The organism is Allobosea sp. (assembly GCF_017308075.1).
GTDB lineage: Bacteria > Pseudomonadota > Alphaproteobacteria > Rhizobiales > Beijerinckiaceae > Allobosea.
Genome location: NZ_JAFKFX010000024.1, coordinates 339015 through 358773, shown reverse-complemented (window position 1 = coordinate 358773; position 19759 = coordinate 339015). Strand labels below are relative to the sequence as shown.

Below are 19759 nucleotides of genomic sequence, written 5' to 3'. Positions count from 1 at the left end.
GCGCCTCCCCGCACGAGGCGGGGAGGCATGGCCGGTCAGATGCCGGCGGGCGCGATGATCTGCTTCATCAGATCGTCATTCCACTCGCCCTCGACCTTGAAATGTCCGGCGGCGCCGAGCTCGAAGGCCTCGATCAGGTTGTGGTTGACATAGGCGTAGATGCCCGGCTGCAGGAAGGTGTAGAGCGCTGCTCCCGCGCAGCCGCCGGGGATGAACCAGGTCTCAAGGTCGCGCTCCGGCGGGTTGCGGAACTTGCCGGTCGCCCAGACATAGTCGCCATGGCCGCCGATCAGATGCGGGCGGGTGTCGCGATTGGCCTGCGAATGGACGATCAGCACGGTCTCGCCAACCTTGGCGGTCAGGGCCGCCTTGCCGGTCAGGGCGCCGACCTTGCCGTTGAAGACGACATGGGTCGGGGTCAGGGTACGCATCGCCTTGACGACGTCGTCATGCGACTCGCCGACGCTGGCATAGCGCTTGAAGTTGCCCTTCTCGTCGCGAGGCACATAGAAGTCCTGCTCGCCGACATAGTAGACCTTGTCGTATTTCAGCGCCTTGCCCTGATGGTCCTTCAACCCGTCGCGCGGCAGCACCATGATGGCGCCGTTCATGCCGGCAGTGACGTGCCAGGGGACCATGCCCGGAGGGGCGCAGTGGTAGACGAAGACGCCCGGCCGGGTGGCCTTCCAGCGCAGCACGACCTTCTCGCCCGGGTTGACCTCGGTCAGTCCGCCGCCGCCGAGCGCACCTGTCGACGAATGGAAGTCGATATTGTGCATCAGCTCGTTGGTTTCGGCGTTGATCAGCGTCAGCTCGACATAGTCGCCTTCATGCACGACCATCAGCGGGCCGGGGACGGTGCCGTTGAAGGTGAAGGCGAAGGTCTCGGTGCCGGCGTCGTCCAGGACGATCTTCTTCTCATGGATCGTCATCTCGAACTCGACGAGCTTCGGACCGCCGGTGGCGATCTGCTCATGCGCGTGGACGAACGGGGGATCGACCAGCTTCGGCTTGACGCGCGGCAGCTTGGCTACGTCGGTAGCGCTCGCCTTGGTCATCACGCCCTGGGCCTGCGCCGGAGTGGAAGTCGCAGCCTGGACGATCGCCCCGGTGGCCGCCGCTCCCGCCAGCATGCTGCGGCGGGTCAGTTTGAACTCTTCGCCCATGGCTTGTCTCCTTGCCAACGGCCGGACACCGACCGGTTGAGAAGACTTTAGGAACAGGGCTGAATCGCTCTTTGTCGCAGCGCAACATTTTTGACGATCATGCGCCTGACGCATGATCGTCGGGGTCATTCGGCGGCGATCATCGCCGGTTCCCAGGCAGGTTCGTAGGTCAGCGCGACCTCGACGGAGGTGACCCCGCTTATGGCGCCGGCTGCCACTGCGACAGCCTCCTTGAGGAAGCCGGCGAGGGGACAGCCGCGCGTGGTCGTCGTCATGGTGATGGCGACCTTGCCTTCGGGCGTCGAGGCGATGGCGTAGATCAGGCCGAGATCGACGACGCTGCGGCCCATCTCGGGGTCGAGCACGTCGCGCAGGGCGATCTCGACCAGACGTTCCAGCGGGGCGCTCATCAGTGCGTGCTCCCGCCGCCATGGCGGACCAGCAGGCGATAGGTCGCGCCCGATTCGTCGAAATTGCCGGCCCATTCATGCTGGCGCTTCGCCAGCTCCGGGAACAGGAACACCGGCTCGCGCACCAGCAGGGCGAACAGCACGTCGCCGGCCTGCAGATCCTCCAGCGCTTCCAGGATTCGGACCATCGGCTCCGGCGGATCGAGATCGCGCAGATCGAGCTCCTCGATCGGGGTTCCCCAGGATACGGCCGAGGGGCTGCTGCCGACGGCGAGGCCCGCCCTGTCGTCCTGCTCCGCCGCAACCGGCGAGAAGGTAACCTCCCAGTCGCCATTGCCGATGGCGCGGTCGCTCGCGGCGAAGCCGCGATTGGCCATCACCGAAAACAGCGGCACTGGCCGGAACGGTGCGATCAGGCGCAGCGACTGGCCGGGCGCCAGCGTGCTGACGGCGTCCATGATCGCCTGGAACGGCTCCTCGCCGGCACGCAGCGCCGGCCTGACGTCAAGCTCGCGGATTTGCAGCGGTTCGGTCGTCGGCATGAGGTTGTCTCCTTTCCTCGGCGCGTGCCAGCAGCAGCCGCGGGAATTCATGGAAGGGCGGCCGTTGCTCGGCCTTGATTTCGGACAAGCGCCGCACCCTCATCAGCTCGCAGGCGATGCCGGCGGTCCCGATCAGGGCCGGCAGCATGGCATATCTGAAGGCGGTGGCGAGCCCGGCGGCGAGCGCGACTGTCCCGAGCGCGACGCCGGCATAGTAGAGCATGAACCAGAGCCCGGAGCGGGGCATGGCGACGAGATCGCCGACCCGCGGCGCCGGTCCGCGCCCGAGTCGCGAGGCATAGGTTTCGAGCCAGGTCATGAAGGAGACGATCTTCATGAGCTGCGCCAGGGTCAGTCCGCCGAGCCAGCCGAAAACCAGGAGGAAGACCGATGCTGCGAGCCAGCTCTCCGGTGCGTCCGCCGCGGTCACGACGGGCAGAAGCGGCAGCCCGATGCCGAGCGCCGCGAAGGCCGGAATGCTCGCCAGCATGTTGATCTCGAGCGCTTTGCGCCGGCGCGCGCGATAGAGGACGAGAATATCGCGGCCATAGAAGGCACTTGCGAGCGCCAGCGCTCCGAGCGGCGCCACGGCGAAGCCGGCCCCGAGCCCTACATCCGCAAGCGGGGCGAGCAGCCCGGCGAGCGCGAGGCCGAGACCGAGGCCGCCGAAGATCAAAACGAGGCGAACCTGCCGGGCCGGCGGCTCCGGCGCCATCAGGAACATGACGAGGAGCCGGTAGCTGACGCCGAAGGCGATCAGTCCGAGCCAGCCGCCGAAGCCAAGCAGGGCATGGAAGGGCAGGCCGGCGGGCAGGAGGGCGATCTCTCCAAGCCAGTCGCCGCGGCCGGAGAGGATGGCGGCGAAGGTCGCACCGCTGATAACGGTGACGAGCAGGCAGCCGAGCCCGATCAGGACGAAGCGTGCGAACAGCGTCACCGGCCTCGCGCTCAGCAATGTCGCGACGAGCATCAGCCCCAGCAGCAGGAAACCGCCGAGCAGCGCCAGGGCGGCCAGCGGCATCAGCGCCACCGGCCAGTCGGTCCAGCCGGCGAGGCTGGCGAAACCGGCGCAGAGCAAAAGGAGCCCGGATAGAAGCGAGAGCAGGGCCGGGAGGGCGAGCCCCGGAAAGGCGAGGGGGCGCGCGACCAGCACAGGAACGAACTGAAGCAGCGCGCCGGCCATGGCGAGGCTGAGCCAGCCGATCGCCACGACATGGACGACCACGAGGGTCGCGGGTTCGAGGAGCCCGGCGCCGGGATAGCCGATGCCGGCGATGACGAGAAGCTCGGCCGCCAGCAGGAAGCCGAGGGCGGCCGCGAAATAGCTCATCGTCCAGCGGGACAGCGACGCCATCGGCATGGCCGGGTCTCCCGAGCGAAGCAGGAGCATCGGACCGGAAAGTGGATTCGGCTTTCCGGAGGGATCCGATGCTGCGAGACAGAAAATGGATCGCCAGTCAGCGTCTGGTCCGGCGCGGCAACCGGGCGGGCATCAGTGGCCGCAGGTGCAGGCCTGGCCTTCGTCATGGCCGCCGCAATCGGCCTCATTGGCCCCGGCATGACCGATCTCGACCTGCCAGATCTCAGGCCCCTGCACGATGTAGGACCAGCTATAGGTGCCGGGATAGCGCGCCTCGATCTGCCGGCGCAGCGGCGCGGGATCATGATCGTTGACGATGCTGAAGCTCTCGCCGGGCGGCAGGCGTTCGAGGATTCCGAAGATCGTCGCATGGCGAACGACCGGCGGGATCATGCGGACGTCGAGGGGTTCGAGCGGCATTGTCGTCATGGTGTCGGCTCCGGTAGACCCCGAAAATGCGGGGAGCCTGACGAGCCTAGCGGCGCTGCGCCTGCGGCAATTTGTCGAATCTCAAACAGCGCGCAGGCAACCGCCTCATTGTTCGAGAAACAGCATGGTCGCGATGGCGAGCGACATCAGCACCGCAGCAGTGACGCCGCCCTTCTGGAGCACGCCCATGCGATAGAGCAGCAGCGCCATCACGATGATGGCGGGCGTGGCGACGGCGAGACCCATCTGGGCATCGGTCATGACAGGGCTCCTCAGGCTGCCAGCGCGCGGTAGATCGCGGGCAGGGCGGTCGGCAGGCGCTCCAGCTTCGAGACCACGGCATGGCCGTTGCGGCCGAACAGATAGGGGATGTAGGCGCGCGACTCGCGGTCGACCGTCACGGCGAAGACGCAGATGCCGGCGCGGCGTGCCTCGATCACCGCCATGCGGGTGTCCTCCATGGCGAAGCGGCCCTCGTAATGGTCGATGTCGTTGGGCTTGCCGTCGGTCAGAACCAGCAGCAGCTTGCGGCGGTCGGGGCGGGCCTTGAGCCCGGCCCCGGCATGGCGGATCGCCGCGCCGATGCGGGTGTAGTAGCCCGGTTTCAATGCGGCGATGCGCGCTTCAACCGCCGGTCCCATAGCTTCGTCGAAGCGCTTCAGCGTCTCGATCCGCACCCAGTCGCGCCGGCGCGAGGTGAAGGTCAGGATCTCGTGCCGGTCGCCGCAGGCGGCGAGGCCATGGGCGAAGACGGTGAGCGCCTGCTTCTCGACATCGAGCACGCGCAGATCGTCGAACCAGGAATCGGTCGAGAGCGAGACGTCCATCAAGGTCGTCACGGCGAGATCATGCGCCTGCGGGCGGCTCGCGATATGGATGCGGTCGCTGCCGGGCCCGCCGGCGGCGAGGTCGGCCTGGCGACGCACCACCGCGTCGAGATCGAGATCCGGCCCGTCGATCTGGCCGCGCTGCGGCTCGCGCAGGGGGCGCAAGGCCTCGAACTGGCGGCGCACCTGCCGGACCAGCGCCTGCGTCGCCGGATCGGGGGCGGGGGGAGCGAGTTCCCGCCCGGCGATGGCCGACAGGACGCGGCAATAGTCCTCGCGATAGCTGGCGCTGCGAAAATCCCATTCCGGATAGGTCAGAGGCCCGGCCAGCACCGTCTCGTCCATGGCTTCGGGCGGCAGGTCGAGGTCGAAGCGGAAGCGCGAGGCCGGACGGCCCTTGCGCTCGCTCAGCACCATGTCGTCGAGCTCGTCGGCCGCCTCAGGGTCGTGCTCGTCGCTGTCGTCGGAAGGGCGGTCGACAGCAACCATCTCCGACATCGCCAGAATCTTCTCAAAGCGGTTCAGGATGAAGGGGCTGCGCTCGCTCCAGGCTTCCGCCGTCTCGTCGCGGCTGGCGGCATAGGTCTTCATCTCCTCGGCTGCAGCGGGCGGAGTGCCCGGAAGCGGCCTGTCCTCGTCATTGCGGCGCGAACGCGCCAGCTTGCTGGCGCTGGCGAGCGGCCAGAGCGCGACGTCGAGCGCCGGCAGGTAGCCGGGCGGTGCCTTCGCCGGCCAGTCCCCGGCCTCGATGGCGATGTCCTCGCCCTGCAGCAGAGCGCCGATCAGCGCTTCGACCCGGGCTTCGGTCGCCGGCAGGCCGGCGCGTCGGCGGGTTTCCAGCGTCGCCGTGGCGAGCCGTCGATAAACCGGAGCGAGCCCGGGGAAAGTCGCCAGCACATCGCCGACCAGTCGGCTCGCTGCGGCAATCAGGGCGAGGTCGCGCCGCAGCGGATCGGTCTCCGTGACGGCGCGCGGCGTCATCCGTGCCATGCAGGCGGTTAGCCAGACATAGAGATCGCGGTTCAGGGCGGCCTCGGGGAAGATGGCGATCTCTGCCGGCAGTTGCAGGCTGTCGGAGGCGCGCAGCGCCTGGGCCAGGCGTTCCTCGCCGAGGCCGACGCGCTGGCGCAGATTGAGCCGGTGGGTCGCGACGCGCTCGCGGGCGGGGACGATCCTGACCCCGGATTCGCCGCCGAAACCACGGAAGCAGACGGCGAGCGCCGGCGCCATCGCGGCCAGGCTCACCGCCGCCTGCGGGTGATGCGCCAGGCTGCCGGTGTCGCCGACCAGCTTGTGCCAGAAGCGCCCGACGGTTTCCTCGAGCTCGAGGAAGTCCAGCATGGCGCTCTCCTAGCCGAGAACCGCACGGGCGACCTCGACGAGGCCGGCGCGCACTTCGGGCTCGTCAGTCAGCGGCTCGATGATCGCCGCCATCACCGCTTCCCGTCGCGGCAGGCCGGCTGCGATCAGGCTCGCGGCATAGACGATCAGGCGGGTCGAGACGCCTTCCTCGATGTCCTGACCCTTCAGGCTGCGCAGCCGCCGGGCAAGGTCGACGAGCGGCGCCACCGCGCTGTCGTCGAGCCCGCTTTCCTGCGCGACCACGGCGATCTCCTTGTCGCGCGGCAGGAAGTCGAAGCTGATCGAGACGAAGCGCTGCCGGGTCGAGGGCTTCAGGTTCTTCAGGAGATTCTGGTAGCCGGGGTTGTAGGAGACCGCGAGCATGAAGGCAGGTGGGGCCGTGAGCAGCTCGCCGGTGCGCTCCAGCGGCAGGATGCGCCGGTCGTCGGTCAGCGGATGCAGCACGACGGCGACGTCCTTGCGGGCCTCGACGATCTCGTCGAGATAGCACAGCCCGCCCTCGCGCACGGCGCGGGTCAGCGGCCCGTCGACCCAGACGGTCTCGCCGCCCTTGAGCAGATGCCGTCCGGTCAGGTCGGCGGCCGAGAGGTCGTCATGGCAGGCCACGGTGAAGAGCGGCAGGCCGAGGCTCGCCGCCATATGGCTGACGAAGCGGGTCTTGCCCGAGCCGGTCGGCCCCTTGAGCAGCAGCGGCAGCCGCTTCTCCCAGGCCGTCTCGAACAGGGCACGTTCATTGCCGGAGGCGCTGTAGGCGGGGATGTCGTAGCCGTCGGCGGGCGGTGCCGCGAGCGGCGGGGGCGAGATCATGTTCATCGGGCAAGTCCCTGGGAAAGCTGTGGGCGAGGGCCCGCCGGCCAGAGCCGGCGGGCCGGGGCGTCATTCCGCCGGCTGGGCGAGGCCGAAGGCTTCGGGCTCGCGCTCGCGGCCGGGCACGAGCACCGCCCAGGCGAACATCAGCGCGGCGATCACCACGACGATCCCGGAGCCGAGCCGGACCCAGTAGAACAGGCCGAGCTGGTCCTGGACCTCCATGTAGGACTGACCGAGCACGCGCTGGAGATGGGTCTGCACCACGCCGGCGAAGGTCAGGGCGAAGGTCATCACCATCATCGCCGGCACCATCAGCCAGAAGCTCACGATCGAGAGCCACTGGTTGTAAGGCGCCCGGTTCTTCAGCTCGGGAATGGCGTAGGCCATCACCGCGAGATTCAGCATCACATAGGCGCCGAAGAAGGCGAGGTGGCCATGGGCGGCGGTGAGCTGGGTGCCGTGGGTGTAGTAGTTGGTGAAGGACAGCGTGTTCAGGAAGCCCCAGATGCCGGCGCCGATGAAGGCCATCACCGAGCAGCCGATCGACCAGAGCAGCGCTGCGCGGTTGGGGTGGTTACGGCCGGCCTTCCAGGTCATGTGGACGGTGAAAAGCACCATGGTGAAGAAGGGCGCGACCTCGAGCGTCGAGAACAGCGAGCCGATCCACTGCCAGTATCCGGGCGCGCCGATCCAGTAATAGTGGTGGCCGGTGCCGAGGATGCCGGAGAACAGGGCGAGGCCGACGATGACATAGAGCCACTTCTCGACCACCTCGCGGTCGACGCCGTTGAGCTTGATCATCAGGAAGGCCAGGACCGAGGCCATGATCAGCTCCCAGACGCCTTCCACCCAAAGGTGGATGACGTACCACCAATACATCTTGTCGAGCGCGAGGTTGATCGGGTTGTAGAAGGCGAACAGGAAGAAGATCGCCAGGCCCCACAGGCCGAAAAGCAGGATGTTGGTGACGGTGGTCTTGCGGCCCTTCAGCGAGGTCATGGTGATGTTGAACAGGAAGATCAGCACCACCACGACGATGCCGACCTTGATCGCGAAGGGCTGCTCGAGGAATTCGCGGCCCTCATGGATGCGGAAGAGATAGCCGACCACCGCGACCGCCGCCGCGATGAAGAACAGCCAGAACTGGATGACCGCGAGCTTGGTACTGTAGAGCTCGGTCTGCGCCTCCTCGGGCAGCAGGTAATAGGTCGCGCCCATGAAGCCGAGCAGCAGCCAGACCACCAGCGCGTTGGTGTGGATCATGCGTACGATGCTGAAGGGCAGGAGCTCGGACAGCGTATTGGGCAGGACGTAGATCAGCCCGGCCAGGGTTCCGAACGCCACCTGCGCGACGAACAGCGTCAGCGCGCCGTAGAAGTAGAGCATCGCGACGCTTTGGGTCTTGTATCTCGTTGTGTTGTAGCCACTCATGGCTCTCTCCTGTCGCGCTGTCTCAACCGGCATCGTTGGGCGGCCAGTTCTGGGTCTTGATCCGGCTCGTCCATTCCAGGAAATCGGCGAGATCGTTCAGCTCTTGATCGGTGAGGTTGAACTGCGGCATCTGCCGCCGGCCCTCGATCCCGCTCGGCTGCGCAGCCATCCAGGCCTTCAGGCTCTCGCGGGCGCCGGCATGGTCCTTGTCGCCGCCATAGCGCTTCCAGACATTGCCGAGCTCCGGCGCGAAATAGGCGCCTTCGCCGAGCAGCGTGTGGCAGTTGATGCAGGAGTTGCGCTCCCAGACATGCTTGCCGCGGGCGACCGCCGGGGTCAGCGTCGCTTCATCGGTCGACTGGGTCCGGATGAACCAGTGGCTATGGGCCGTGAGGCCGACGAAGATGGCGAAGAAGAAGATCGAGCCGCCATAGAAGACGTTTCGCGCCCCCGCCTTTGTCAGACGTTCGGCCATGCATTTCCCCTTCCGCTGAATAGCCGTTGCGACGGCTGACCGGCGAAGGCCGGTGCCGCGCTCCCCGTCCCGTCGTGGAAGGGAGCGGCGTAGCGATAGCGGGTCGCCCTCCGGGCTTGTTTGCGCATTGGCAAACAGGAAGGTGGTGGTGGGCGGCGGCGGCCCGTTCTCGAACGGGCGCTTCCGGCCGGGAACCATGCGGCCGGCCAAGCGTTGTCCCAGACCTGCAGTGGCAAGCCAAGGAGGACGACATGGCCGATGTCGGCAATGCGCAGCGGGAGATTCGCAAGATCGCCTACCGGCTCTGGATGGAAGAAGGGCAACCCGAGGGCCGCGATCGCGAGCACTGGGAGAGAGCCAAGGAGATCTGGAACTTTCGCCATCGCAACGACGAGGCCGAAGTCTCGGATCGGCAGATGGAGGCTTCGGGCGGCCGGCACGCTGCGCCGAAAGACGCTACGCCCCGGCGTCAGACGCAGTAGCAGCTGGCCGCCAGGCGAGGCGAAGGCAAGTCCTGGAGCGAAAGTGCTGGAGCGCAGGTAAGCCCCGGCGTTGCGCGCGCTCGCGCGGCGCTTAACTCAGGACGCGTTCGGCATGCGCGGCAGCAGGAAGGCCAGCAGGCCGACGGCCGGTAGCCACGAGCAGAGCTTGAAGACCGCGATGATGCCGATCTGGTCGGCAAGCGCGCCGATGCCGGCTGCGGCGATACCGCCGAGGCCGAAGGCGAGCCCGTAGAACAGGCCGCCGACCAGTCCGACCCTGTGCGGCACGAGATCGATCGCGTAGATCAGGATCGCCGAGAAGGCGCTGGCCATGATCAGGCTGATCAGGATGCTGAGCACGCCGGTCCAGAACAGATCGGCATAGGGCAGCATCAGGGCGAAGGGCAGCGAGCCCAGGATCGAGATCCAGATCACCCGGTCGCGGCCGATCCGGTCGCCGATCATGCCGCCGACGATCACCCCCACCGCACCGACCACGAGATAGAGGAACAGCATGATCTGCGAGAGCTGCAGGCTGATCCCGAAGCGCTCGATCAGGTAGAAGGTGTAGTAGGAGGTGAAGCCCGCCGTGTAGGCGTTCTTCGAGAACAGGATGATGATCAGCATGGTCATCGCCAGCGCGATATGGGCGCGCGGGAGCCGTGCGGGAGCCGGCTCGGGCGGCTTGTCCTTGCTCGCCGCCGCCTGGTCGCGCCGCATCGCGGCATAGCGCGCGCCGGTCCAGGCCATCAGCACCATCGCAGCCAGGGCGACCACCGAGAACCAGGCAAGGCTTTGCTGCCCCCGGGGCACGACGATGGCAGCGGCCAGCAACGGGCCGATCGCGTAGCCGGTATGGCCGCCGATCTGGAAGACGCCCTGAGCGAAGCCCTGGCGGCCGGCGGCGGCGTGACGGGCCATCCGCGTGGCTTCCGGGTGGAACACCGCCGAGCCGAGCCCGACCAGTCCCGCCGAGACCAGCACCATCTCGTAGCTGACCGCGAAGGAGAGCCCGAGCAGGCCGAGCAGGGTCGAGCCCATTCCCGCCACCATCGCATAGGGCCAGGGCCTGCGGTCGGTGATGTAGCCGAGCACCGGCTGGAGCAGCGACGAAGTCACCTGGAAGGCCAGCGTGATCAGGCCGATCCGCGCGAAGTCGAGCTGATACGCCTCCTTGATCAGAGGGTAGAGCGCCGGGATCATCGACTGGATCAAGTCGTTGAGCAGATGCGCCATGCTGAGCGCCGCCAGCATCGGCATCAGTGGGCGGGCGGCGCGAACATTCAGCGGGATCGAGGTCATGGCGCAGGCTTGGCGGCGGGCGGTCGTTACGTCAATTGGCGGGCGCTGCATCCGGCGCATGGCGACCATGGCGCCAAAGCCGAAATCGCGTCCGCAGGCCGATTTTAGCGGCCCGGTTGTGGCGCTGCCGCCAGCTTGACCTCCGACTTCGACTCTTCATCAGCCTTGAGCCGGCTCTCGCGCAGTGCATTGGCGCTTTCCAGGATCGGATAGCCGATCGCCACCGCGTGGCCATGGATGCGCTTGAGGTCGCGGATGATGTCGAGATGGATCGCGCTGGTCTCGATCGATTCCGGCCGGCCGCTGCGCAGGCGCTCGAAATGGCTCTCGGCGGCGTGGCGCTCGGCGTCGCGCATCGGCGCCTTCTCGGCGAAGAGCTGGCGCGCCAGCGCGACGTCGCGGGTCGCGAAGACGTTGAGCGCGAGGCGCAGCCCGGAGGCGACGCGCTGGTGGAAATCGCGGATCTCGGCGAGGCCTTCCGGCGAGAAGGCGTAGCGCTTGCGGATCTTCTTCTCGCCGAGCTCGCGCAGATTCTTGTCGATGATGTCGCCGATATGCTCGAGATTGGTGATCAGCGTGATGATCTCGACCAGCCGGCGGCTCTCGGCCTCGCTCAACTCGTTGCGCGAGACCTTCACCAGATAGAGCTTGATCGATTCATGGATGGCGTCGACGCCGTCATCCGCCTGGGCGATGGCGCGCGAGAGCTTGAGCTCGTCCTTGCCGATCATCTCCATGGTGTCGTGCAGCATGGCCTCGACGCGGTCGCCGAGGCTGAGCGCCTCGCGCATCGCGCCGGCCAGCGCCTCGGTCGGACTGTCGAGCACGCTCGGATCGAGATGACGCGGCTTGACGACCGCGTCGGTCGCCTTCTGGCCCGGCATGAAGCGCGCGACGAGAGCCGAAATCGGTCCGACGAAGGGCAGGAAGATCAGCGCGCCGACCAGGTTGAGCGCGACATGGAACTCGATGGCGAGGCGCGGGTCCTGTCCGGGCAGGGCCTGCAGCCAGGCCGAGAGCGGCTTGGCGAAGGGCAGCAGGACGGCGACGAGGATCAGCCGAGTCAGGAGGTTGCCGATGGCGGCACGGCGTTGTGCGGCCGGCGCGCCGAGCTGGTTGAGCACCGGGATGAGCGCATTGCCGAGATTGGCGCCGAGCACGAGCGCGACCGCCGTCGCCGGCGGAAACAGGCCGGAGGCCGCGAATGTCGCGATCAGCAGGATGATCGCGATGCTCGAATGGGTCAGCCAGGTCGCCGCGACGGCGACCAGGATCGCCAGCAGCGGCTCGCCGGCGAGCGCGCCGAGCACGGTGCGGAACGTCGGCGACTGGGCCAGTGGGGCGGCGGCGGCGTTGAGCTCGATCAGCGACAGCAGGATCAGCCCGATTCCGACGAGGATGCGCCCGATATTGCGGGCCCGGTCCATCGCTTCATGGCCGAGATAGAGCGCGACGCCGAGCGCGACGCACACGCCCCAGACCCAGCCGAGGTCCATCGAGATGACGAAGGCGGCGAGCGCCGTGCCGAGATTGGCGCCGAGCAATACCGCCAGTGCCATGGCCGGGACGATGAGGTCGCGGCCGGCGAAAGAGGAAACGAGGAGGGTCGTCGCCGTCGAGCTCTGCAAGACCATGGTGACGGCGATGCCGCTGCCGAAGGCGGCGAAGCGATTGCGGGTGAAGCTCTGCAGTGCCTGTCGCAGCGAGACGCCGAAGGCGCGCATCGCCCCCGTTCGCACCAGCCGCACCGCCCAGATCAGCAGCGCGACGCCGCCGGCAAGGTGGATGAGAATGGTGGTGGCGTTGTCGCTTGGGTTCATCGTGCAGAGGGTCTTTCCGAGATTCTATCGACTCAGGGCCGCAGCATAGCCCGGATTCTTGAGATTTTCATTAGCCAGCTTACCGCCTATGCACGCCAAACATGCTGATATTGCGGCAGAAATCACCGATCTGAGAATCGTGATTCTTCGTGCCAGGTCAGGCGGGCGGGATCAGGGTGACGCCTGATCCGGCGAAACCGAGCGTCACCGGCGTGCCCGGCGCCAGCATGCCATGGGTACCGTGGCGGACGACGAAAAGCTCGCCGAGCTCGGTGGCGACCATGATGTCCTGATGGTTGCCGAGATAGGTGCATTTGCGCACCGTGCCGGGTAGCGAAGCGCCGGCCGCCGGGCCGTCGATAAGAAGGCTCTCGGGGCGAATCGCGATCCGGGCGGGGCCGGGAGGCAGGCCGCGCGCCGGCAGCGACAGGATCGCAGGGCCGAGCGCCGTCTCCGCGGTGTCCCCGGCGACCGAGCGGATCGTGACGTCGAGCAGATTGGCGTCGCCGATGAAGTCGGCGACGAAGGCGTTGACCGGCTGTTCGTAGAGCTCCCGCGGTGCACCTTCCTGGGCGATCCTGGCGTTCGACATCACGATGATCCGGTCGGAGACGGCGAGCGCCTCCTCCTGGTCGTGGGTGACATAGGCGACGGTCAGGTTGAGGTTTTGCTGCAGCTCGCGGATTTCCTCGCGCACGCGCCGGCGCAGCTTGGCGTCGAGATTGGAGAGCGGCTCGTCGAAGAGCAGCACCTGCGGCTCCAGCACCAGCGCGCGGGCGACCGCGACGCGCTGCTGCTGCCCGCCCGACAATTCCGACGGCAGGCGCTTCTCGAAGCCCTTGAGGCCGACCAAGGCGAGCTTCTCCAGCGCCATCTCGCGCGCCTTTTCCTTCGGCAGGCCCTTCACGATCGGGCCATAGGCGGCGTTCTCCAGCACGTTCATATGCGGAAAGAGCGCATAGGACTGGAACACCATGCTGACGTCGCGGTCGGCCGCCGAGAGCTTGGTGACGTCCTTGCCGCCGATCAGGATCTGGCCTGCGCTGGCGATCTCGAGCCCGGCGATCATCCGCAGCGTCGTGGTCTTGCCGCAGCCGGAAGGGCCGAGCAGCGTCACCAGCTTGCCCGCCTCGATGTCGAAGCTGACATTGTCGACGGCCGTGACCGCGCCATAGCGCATGCTGACATTGCGGAATTCGACGGAGGCGGGGCCCTGCCTGGTCATCGCAGTACGGATCCTTACTTGACTGGCTCGGCGGCCGAGGTCGCGAGGGCTGGCGCGCTGCGGCGGCCGAGCTTGCGCTCGCCGACGCCGAGTTGGATCAGGCTGATGCCGATGGCCATGACCACGATCAGCACTGAGGAATAGGCGATCGCCAGCCCGAACTCGCCGGCCTCGACCCGCCCGACGATATAGGCGGTGGCGAGGTTGTACTCGGCCGAAACCAGGAAGATCACGGCGCTGACCGTCGTCATGCTGCGCACGAAGCTGTAGACCAAGGCCGCGACGAGGGCCGGGCGCAGCAGGGGCAGCACGACCCGCCAGAGCGTGGTGAAGCTGCGGGCCGAGAGCGTGGCCGAAGCCTCGTCCAGGCTCTTGTCGATCTGCGAGAGGCCGGCGATGCCGGAGCGCACGCCGACCGGCATGTTGCGGAAGACGAAGGCGATGACGAGGATCAGGCCGGTGCCGGTGATCTCGACCGGCGGCACGTTGAAGGCGAGGATATAGGCGACGCCGAGAACAGTGCCGGGAATGGCGAAGCTCAGCATGGTCGCGAATTCGAGCGCGCCGCGGCCTGCGAAGCGCTGGCGCGTCAGCAGATAGGCCGTCAGCAGGCCGACCAGCGCCGTCAGCGGCGCCGAGATCGCCGCCAGCTTCAGCGTGGTGAAGAAGGATGGCCAGGCCGAGCCGTCGAAATGCAGGCCGCGGCTGAGATCGACCGAGAAGCCGGTGATGTAGTGCTGCAGCGTCGGGGTGTAGTCGCGCCCCATCGTCTTCACGAAGCCGCCCATCAGGATGACGATGTAGATGATCGCGGTCAGCGCCACCCAGGGCACGATCACCAGCGCGGCGATCCAGGTGATGCGTCGCGGCAAGGGGGTCGGCAGGCCGGAATCGCCCTTGCCGGTGACGGTCGTGTAGGACTTGCTGCCGAGCCAGCGCTGCTGTGCCCAGAAGGCGGCGAGCGTGAAACCGAGCAGCACGATGGCGAGTACCGCCGCCTGGCCCTGGTTATGCGCGGCGCCGACGACGGCAAAGAAGATCTTGGTCGAAAGCACCTCGAAATTGCCGCCGAGTACCAGCGGGTTGCCGAAATCGGCCATGCTCTCGACGAAGCCGAGCAGGAACGAGTTGGCGAGGCCGGGCCGCAGCAATGGCCAGGTCACGGTGCGGAACGTCGTCCAGCGCTTGGCGCCGAGCGTCTGCGAGGCCTCTTCCAGGCTGGGCGCGATGCCTTGCACCACGCCGATCAGGACCAGGAAGGCGATCGGTGCGAAGGCGAGCACCTGCGCCAGAAGCACGCCCGGCAGGCCGTAGATCCAGCGCGAGCGCGGGATGCCAAACCACTCGAACAGCACCGTCGAGACCAGGCCGGAGCGGCCGAAGAGCAGGATCAGCGCGAGACCGATGACGAAGGGCGGCGTGATGATCGGCAGCACGGTGAGCAGGCGCATGGCCCGCTTGCCGGGCATGCCGGTGCGCAGGATCAGGAGCGCGCAGGCGAGGCCGAGCAGGGTGGTGATGATGCCGGTCAGCACCGCCAGGATCAGCGTGTTCCATGCGACGCCGCAATTGGTGTTGGCGGTGAGGCAGCCGAGCCCCCAGATGCTGGGGCTGAGGAAGCGTTCGCCGAAATCGGCGAGCGCCAGCGCCCCGTCGGAATCGACGAGCGCGCTCTGCAGGATCGTCGCCACCGGCAGGAAGATGAACAGGCTGATCAGCAGTACGACGATGCCGATCGAGGAGGTCGTGAACAGATCGCCGCGGCAGACCCCGCGATAGGCCAGGCCGTGGCAGAGCAGCAGCAGCAGCGACAGCACGGTCAGGAAGGCGCCGAAGCCCATCCCGGGCTGGGCGGTGCCGGCACCGCCCAGCAAGGCCGCGAGCCAGGGAATGCCCTGGCCCTTCAGCGTGACGGCGAAGCCCTGGGCGAAGAAGAGGACGAGACCGGCGAAACCGGCCCAGGCCAGGATCTTCCCCGTGGCGGGGGACGACTCCCTGCCGCTCAGCAGAGTCGCGACGAGCAGGACCAGGCCGATCGGCAACAGCCAGGGCGCGGCGCCTGAAAGCGCCAGCGCCAGTGCGGTTCCGGCCTTGCCGAATGGGTAGCCTGCGAGCCAGCCGGATCCGGTCAGGCTCATCCCCTCGGCAAGATACCAGGGGATGAGCGCATAGCCGAGCCAGCCGACCAGCAGCGCGAGCCGGGTCGCGGAACGCATCGTCTTCAGTCCTCTCGTCTCGATCGTCGGTGCTTACTTCGGCAGGGACTTGACCTCCTTGTCCCATTTGCTGAGCAGCCGGACACGCTCGGCCGAGGAACCGTATTTGACGAAGTCGTAGTCGATCAGCTTCATCTCCGACATCTTCGGCGCCTGCGCGGGGACGGGCGCGTTCTTGTTGGAGGGAACCTGATAGGATTTTGCCGGCGCCGCCAGCGCCTGCGCCGCGGGCGTCAGGGCCCAGTCATAGAACTTCTTGGCGTTGTCGAGATTGCGCGCGCCCTTGACGATCGACATCGAGCCGATCTCGTAGCCGGTGCCCTCGCAGGGCGCGACCGGCTTGATCGGGTCGCCCTGGACCGCGAAGACCACCACGTCGTGGATGAAGACGATGCCGACGGCGGTTTCGCCGAGGCTTGCCGCCTTGGCCGGCGCGGCGCCGGACTTGGTGTACTGGCTGATGTTCTTGTGCAGGGCCTTGAGGTAGTCGAAGCCCTTCTCCTCGCCCATCAGCTGAACCACGGTGGCGAGCAGCGTATAGGCCGTGCCCGAGGAGTTGGGATCGGCGACCTGGACGTCGTCCTTCAGCTTGGCATCGAGCAGATCGGCCCAGCATTTCGGCTCGGCGAGACCCTTGGCCTTGATCTGCTGGGTGTTGTAGCCGAAGCCGAGCGCGCCGGCATAAATGCCGATCGAGCGCTTCTTGGCGGCGTTCCACTGCGAGGTCGCCCAAGGATGGAGATCCTTGTTCATCGGCGATTCGTATTCCAGCGTCAGCCCTTCCTCGGCCGCCTGCAGATGCGGGTCGCCGGTGCCGCCCCACCAGACGTCGCCCCGCGGATTCGAGGCTTCGGCCTTCACCTGGGCGTAGATCTCGCCCGATGATTTGCGGGTCATGGCGACCTTGATCCCGGTCTCCTTCTCGAAGGCCGAGCTCATCGCGCGGCACCACTCCTCCTGGACGGCGCAATAGAGCACGAGCGAGCCCTGCGCCTTTGCCGGCGTCCCGGCGAGCAGTGCACCGCCGGCGAGCGTCGCCAGGAGCCCTGCCCGGAGCCAGTTGGATTTCTGCATGTCGTCCTCCCCGATGGTTGATTTTTGTTCTTTTGTTCTTGGAGCGATACTGATCGTTCGCCCGAAAAGATCAATCACCCCTGCGCCGGCAAATGATGCCAGTGATCCGCTCCATCTCGGCGGAGAGGGCGGGCGTGCAGCAGAGGATCGGGTTGCCGGTGCGGATGCCATCTCCGGCAAAGAAGTCGTTGAGGTCGGCGCCGGCTTCGGCCGCGATCGCCATGGCGGCCGCGACGTCCCAGGCATTGATATGGCGCTCGGCATAGCCGTCGGTCCGGCCGGCGGCGACATGGCAGATGCCGAGCGTACCCGAGCCGACGCGCCTGATCGATGCGCCCGCCGCCAGCGTCCCTTGCACGGTGGCGAGATAGTCCGCGTGCGAAATCCGCGTTGACCAGCCGATCTCGATGCAGGAGCGGGCGATGTCGGCCTGGCCGGAAACCCGAAGCGGTTCGCCGTTCAGGGTCGCGCCTCGGCCGCGTCTGCCGACATAGATCTCGTCGAGGGCCGGGGCGCAGACGATGCCGATCTCGGGCACGCCGTTCAGCAGGAGGCCGATCGAGATACACCAGTTGCGGTCGCCATGGGCGAAATTGGCGGTGCCGTCGATCGGATCGATGATCCAGACCGCATCGGCCGCTTCGCCGCCGCCTTCCTCGCCGATCACGGCGTCGTCGGGAAAGAGCACCGCCAGGCGCTCGCGCAGCAGGGCCTCGACGGCGCCGTCGGCGACGGTGAGCCAGTCCTGCGCGCCCTTCATGGTAATGCCGAGGCTGTCGCTCTTGCGGAAATAGTCCAGCGCCAGGCGGCTGGCCTCCTGGACGAGGCCGAGAACGGCGAACTGGCGCAGGTCGAGATCGGCGGCAAGCATGGTCAAATCGTCTCCAGAGCGACGCCGACCGGCTTGCCGGTGCGGCGGGATTCCGTCGCGGCATCGGCCAGGATCTGGGCCTTGAGCCCATCCTGCCCGGAAGGCGACGGCTGGCGCCGGTCGCGCACGGCGGCAATGAAGGCGTCGAGCTCTGCCCGGTAGGCGCCGGCATAGCGTTCGAGGAAGAAGTTCTGCACCGGGTCGGCCCGGAAGCCGGCGCCGGTCGCGATCTCGACCGTGGTCTCGTGGATGTTGCCGGCGCGCAGCATGCCCTGCGAGCCATGCACCTCGATGCGCTGGTCGTAGCCGTAGGATGCGCGGCGCGAGTTCGAGATCTGGGCGATCCTGCCGCTCGCGGTGCGCATCAGCACGGCGGCGGTGTCGACGTCTCCGGCGGCGCCGATGGCCGGGTCGACCAGGGCCGAGCCGAGCGCGAAGACTTCGACCGGCTCCTCGGCGAGCAGGAAGCGCGCCATGTCGAAATCATGGATCATCATGTCGCGGAACAGGCCGCCCGAGCGCTTCACATAGTCCACCGGAGGCGGGGAGGGGTCGCGCGAGATCACGCTGACAATCTCGATCGCGCCGGCCTCGCCCATGCGCAGGCGCTTTTCCAGCGCGGCGAAGTTCGGATCGAAGCGGCGGTTGAAGCCGATCATCAAGGGCTTGCCGGATTTCGCGACGACATCGAGGCAGCGGCGGATGCGGGCAGCGTCGAGATCGACCGGCTTCTCGCAGAACACCGCCTTGCCGGCCGAGACCGCTGCCTCGATCAGATCGGCATGGGTGTCGGTCGGCGTGCAGATCAGCACGGCGTCGATCGAGGAATCGGAGAGGATCGCCTCGGCGCTGGCGACCTTGGCGCCGGAGGCGGCGGCGAGCGAGGCTGCGGCGTCCTGCGCGGCATCGGCCAGCGCGACCAGGGTGGCATCGCCGCGCGCCGCGACGTTCAGCCCATGAATCCGGCCGATCCTGCCGGCGCCCAAAAGACCAAATCGCATCGTGATTCCGTTTCCCGTCGTCGTGGTCCGGCCGCCTAGTCGTGCGCGCCTAGAATGGTCTGGTCGAAATCGATGTTGGCGCCGGTCATCAGCCCGGATTCGCCCGAAGCGAGATAGGCGACGGCCTTGGCGACCTCGCGCGGGTCGATCAGCCGCCCGAAGGGCTGGCCGCCGGCGGCCTTGTCGAGCCAGCCATCCTCGGCGCCATGGCGCAGGCGCATGATCGCATCCTCGCCCGGCGTCGCCATCCAGCCGATATTAAGGCCGTTGACGCGGATCCGGTCGGTGATCAGCCCGTAGGCGGCGTTTTTCGTCAGTGTCGCCAGCGCGCCCTTCGAGACGCTGTAGGCGGCGATGAAGGGCTGGCCGCCATGGGCCGACATCGACTGGATGTTGACGATGCTGCCGGCGAGCTTCTCGCGCCGCATCAGCGTCGCCGCGTCCTGGATCAGGAAGAAGGGCGCGGTCAGGTTGACCGCCATGATGCGCTCATAGAGCTCGGGCGAGGTGTCGAAGATCGTGCCGCGGTCTGTGTCGCCGGCGGCGTTGACCAGGATGTCGACCCGCCCGAAGGCCTTGTCGGCCGCCGGAACGATCGTCCTGACGCCGGTGAGGTCGGCGAGGTCGACGCTATGGAAGCGGGCATCACAGCCGCCGGAGCGCAGGCTTCGGGCCACCGCTTCGCCGCGTTCGCGGTTGCGCCCGGTAACGATCAGGCCGGCGGCGCCGCGTTCGGCGAACTCGCGGGCGACGGCCTCTCCCAGGCCCTGGCTCGCACCGGTGACAATCGCGATCTTGCCGGCCAGACTGCGGCCGAAGCTCGGTGTTTCCGACAATTGACGCCTGCTCCCCGAGACCGCTTTCGGCACAGATTTTTTGTTCTGCTTGACTAGTGGAACAAATATTTCAATCTTCCCACCCGCAAGTCAAGGCCGCCGCAGAGCCGGCCGGACGCG

The 19759-nt window shown here is 67.3% G+C and carries 19 protein-coding genes; 1 reads left to right on the top strand and 18 read right to left on the bottom strand.

Going from position 1 to position 19759, the window contains the following annotated elements:
• Nucleotides 1-35 precede the first annotated feature (35 nt).
• From nirK to J0J10_RS04955, 10 genes are all read right to left on the bottom strand, one after another.
• Nucleotides 36-1166: a copper-containing nitrite reductase gene (nirK, locus tag J0J10_RS05000; RefSeq protein ID WP_291645532.1), complete on the bottom strand. Its 1131-nt coding sequence runs from the start codon at nucleotides 1164-1166 to the stop codon at nucleotides 36-38.
• A 125-nt stretch (nucleotides 1167-1291) separates the two neighbouring features.
• Entirely contained in the window at nucleotides 1292-1576 is a 285-nt protein-coding gene (locus tag J0J10_RS04995; RefSeq protein ID WP_291645531.1) for a metal-sulfur cluster assembly factor, read from the bottom strand.
• Nucleotides 1576-2118, bottom strand: coding sequence for a DUF2249 domain-containing protein (locus tag J0J10_RS04990; RefSeq protein ID WP_291645530.1), 543 nt, complete (start codon nucleotides 2116-2118; stop codon nucleotides 1576-1578). The genes J0J10_RS04995 and J0J10_RS04990 overlap by 1 nt, the downstream gene beginning before the upstream one ends.
• Complete coding sequence (locus J0J10_RS04985) at nucleotides 2081-3478, bottom strand: hypothetical protein (RefSeq protein WP_291645529.1); 1398 nt, start codon at nucleotides 3476-3478, stop codon at nucleotides 2081-2083. The genes J0J10_RS04990 and J0J10_RS04985 overlap by 38 nt, the downstream gene beginning before the upstream one ends.
• A gap of 132 nt (nucleotides 3479-3610) precedes the next feature.
• A complete protein-coding gene (locus tag J0J10_RS04980; RefSeq protein WP_291634757.1) occupies nucleotides 3611-3907 on the bottom strand; it encodes a DUF2249 domain-containing protein in 297 nt (98 codons plus the stop codon).
• Nucleotides 3908-4012: 105 nt separating this feature from the next.
• Entirely contained in the window at nucleotides 4013-4168 is a 156-nt protein-coding gene (locus J0J10_RS04975) for a hypothetical protein (protein WP_184231634.1), read from the bottom strand.
• Between the two features lie 11 nt (nucleotides 4169-4179).
• The gene (locus tag J0J10_RS04970) at nucleotides 4180-6075 is read right to left on the bottom strand and encodes a nitric oxide reductase activation protein NorD (RefSeq protein WP_291645528.1); all 1896 of its coding nucleotides are present in this window, start codon (nucleotides 6073-6075) and stop codon (nucleotides 4180-4182) included.
• 9 nt (nucleotides 6076-6084) lie between these two features.
• A complete protein-coding gene (locus J0J10_RS04965) occupies nucleotides 6085-6903 on the bottom strand; it encodes an AAA family ATPase (RefSeq protein WP_465247158.1) in 819 nt (272 codons plus the stop codon).
• Nucleotides 6904-6972: 69 nt separating this feature from the next.
• Nucleotides 6973-8337 carry a cbb3-type cytochrome c oxidase subunit I gene (locus J0J10_RS04960; RefSeq protein ID WP_291645526.1) on the bottom strand — a complete coding sequence of 455 codons (1365 nt, stop codon included), beginning with the start codon at nucleotides 8335-8337 and terminating at the stop codon, nucleotides 6973-6975.
• Nucleotides 8338-8359: 22 nt separating this feature from the next.
• Nucleotides 8360-8812 (bottom strand): c-type cytochrome, encoded by a 453-nt coding sequence (locus tag J0J10_RS04955; RefSeq protein WP_291634747.1) that lies wholly within the window; start codon nucleotides 8810-8812, stop codon nucleotides 8360-8362.
• Between the two features lie 251 nt (nucleotides 8813-9063).
• Between J0J10_RS04955 and J0J10_RS04950 the strand changes: the two genes are divergently transcribed.
• Nucleotides 9064-9294, top strand: coding sequence for a DUF2934 domain-containing protein (locus J0J10_RS04950; protein ID WP_291645525.1), 231 nt, complete (start codon nucleotides 9064-9066; stop codon nucleotides 9292-9294).
• Between the two features lie 96 nt (nucleotides 9295-9390).
• On the opposite strand, the gene J0J10_RS04945 is transcribed toward J0J10_RS04950, so the two are convergent.
• From J0J10_RS04945 to J0J10_RS04910, 8 genes are all read right to left on the bottom strand, one after another.
• Nucleotides 9391-10596 carry an MFS transporter gene (locus tag J0J10_RS04945; RefSeq protein ID WP_291645524.1) on the bottom strand — a complete coding sequence of 402 codons (1206 nt, stop codon included), beginning with the start codon at nucleotides 10594-10596 and terminating at the stop codon, nucleotides 9391-9393.
• A 104-nt stretch (nucleotides 10597-10700) separates the two neighbouring features.
• On the bottom strand, nucleotides 10701-12416 hold the full coding sequence (locus J0J10_RS04940) for a Na/Pi cotransporter family protein (RefSeq protein ID WP_291645523.1): 1716 nt from the start codon (nucleotides 12414-12416) through the stop codon (nucleotides 10701-10703).
• A 157-nt stretch (nucleotides 12417-12573) separates the two neighbouring features.
• Entirely contained in the window at nucleotides 12574-13641 is a 1068-nt protein-coding gene (locus J0J10_RS04935; RefSeq protein ID WP_291645522.1) for an ABC transporter ATP-binding protein, read from the bottom strand.
• A 14-nt stretch (nucleotides 13642-13655) separates the two neighbouring features.
• Nucleotides 13656-15857, bottom strand: a complete 2202-nt coding sequence (locus J0J10_RS04930) for an ABC transporter permease (RefSeq protein WP_291645521.1) — start codon at nucleotides 15855-15857, stop codon at nucleotides 13656-13658.
• A 33-nt stretch (nucleotides 15858-15890) separates the two neighbouring features.
• Complete coding sequence (locus J0J10_RS04925) at nucleotides 15891-16931, bottom strand: ABC transporter substrate-binding protein (RefSeq protein ID WP_291634734.1); 1041 nt, start codon at nucleotides 16929-16931, stop codon at nucleotides 15891-15893.
• 70 nt (nucleotides 16932-17001) lie between these two features.
• On the bottom strand, nucleotides 17002-17802 hold the full coding sequence (locus J0J10_RS04920; protein WP_291645611.1) for an inositol monophosphatase family protein: 801 nt from the start codon (nucleotides 17800-17802) through the stop codon (nucleotides 17002-17004).
• 2 nt (nucleotides 17803-17804) lie between these two features.
• Nucleotides 17805-18803 carry an inositol 2-dehydrogenase gene (gene iolG / locus J0J10_RS04915; protein WP_291645520.1) on the bottom strand — a complete coding sequence of 333 codons (999 nt, stop codon included), beginning with the start codon at nucleotides 18801-18803 and terminating at the stop codon, nucleotides 17805-17807.
• Between the two features lie 35 nt (nucleotides 18804-18838).
• A complete protein-coding gene (locus J0J10_RS04910; protein ID WP_291645519.1) occupies nucleotides 18839-19639 on the bottom strand; it encodes an SDR family oxidoreductase in 801 nt (266 codons plus the stop codon).
• Nucleotides 19640-19759 lie beyond the last annotated feature (120 nt).

What these genes read in the sequence shown, in the direction of transcription:
- J0J10_RS04940 (WP_291645523.1), bottom strand. Translation starts at nt 12,416, where the DNA reads ATGAACCCAAGCGACAACGCCACCACCATTCTCATCCACCTTGCCGGC.
- J0J10_RS04980 (WP_291634757.1), bottom strand. Translation starts at nt 3,907, where the DNA reads ATGACGACAATGCCGCTCGAACCCCTCGACGTCCGCATGATCCCGCCG.
- J0J10_RS04995 (WP_291645531.1), bottom strand. Translation starts at nt 1,576, where the DNA reads ATGAGCGCCCCGCTGGAACGTCTGGTCGAGATCGCCCTGCGCGACGTG.
- J0J10_RS04935 (WP_291645522.1), bottom strand. Translation starts at nt 13,641, where the DNA reads ATGACCAGGCAGGGCCCCGCCTCCGTCGAATTCCGCAATGTCAGCATG.
- J0J10_RS04985 (WP_291645529.1), bottom strand. Translation starts at nt 3,478, where the DNA reads ATGCCGATGGCGTCGCTGTCCCGCTGGACGATGAGCTATTTCGCGGCC.
- iolG (WP_291645520.1), bottom strand. Translation starts at nt 18,803, where the DNA reads ATGCGATTTGGTCTTTTGGGCGCCGGCAGGATCGGCCGGATTCATGGG.
- J0J10_RS04965 (WP_465247158.1), bottom strand. Translation starts at nt 6,903, where the DNA reads ATGATCTCGCCCCCGCCGCTCGCGGCACCGCCCGCCGACGGCTACGAC.
- J0J10_RS04960 (WP_291645526.1), bottom strand. Translation starts at nt 8,337, where the DNA reads ATGAGTGGCTACAACACAACGAGATACAAGACCCAAAGCGTCGCGATG.
- J0J10_RS04945 (WP_291645524.1), bottom strand. Translation starts at nt 10,596, where the DNA reads ATGACCTCGATCCCGCTGAATGTTCGCGCCGCCCGCCCACTGATGCCG.
- J0J10_RS04970 (WP_291645528.1), bottom strand. Translation starts at nt 6,075, where the DNA reads ATGCTGGACTTCCTCGAGCTCGAGGAAACCGTCGGGCGCTTCTGGCAC.
- J0J10_RS04975 (WP_184231634.1), bottom strand. Translation starts at nt 4,168, where the DNA reads ATGACCGATGCCCAGATGGGTCTCGCCGTCGCCACGCCCGCCATCATC.
- J0J10_RS04920 (WP_291645611.1), bottom strand. Translation starts at nt 17,802, where the DNA reads ATGCTTGCCGCCGATCTCGACCTGCGCCAGTTCGCCGTTCTCGGCCTC.
- J0J10_RS04955 (WP_291634747.1), bottom strand. Translation starts at nt 8,812, where the DNA reads ATGGCCGAACGTCTGACAAAGGCGGGGGCGCGAAACGTCTTCTATGGC.
- J0J10_RS04925 (WP_291634734.1), bottom strand. Translation starts at nt 16,931, where the DNA reads ATGCAGAAATCCAACTGGCTCCGGGCAGGGCTCCTGGCGACGCTCGCC.
- J0J10_RS04930 (WP_291645521.1), bottom strand. Translation starts at nt 15,857, where the DNA reads ATGCGTTCCGCGACCCGGCTCGCGCTGCTGGTCGGCTGGCTCGGCTAT.
- nirK (WP_291645532.1), bottom strand. Translation starts at nt 1,166, where the DNA reads ATGGGCGAAGAGTTCAAACTGACCCGCCGCAGCATGCTGGCGGGAGCG.
- J0J10_RS04950 (WP_291645525.1), top strand. Translation starts at nt 9,064, where the DNA reads ATGGCCGATGTCGGCAATGCGCAGCGGGAGATTCGCAAGATCGCCTAC.
- J0J10_RS04990 (WP_291645530.1), bottom strand. Translation starts at nt 2,118, where the DNA reads ATGCCGACGACCGAACCGCTGCAAATCCGCGAGCTTGACGTCAGGCCG.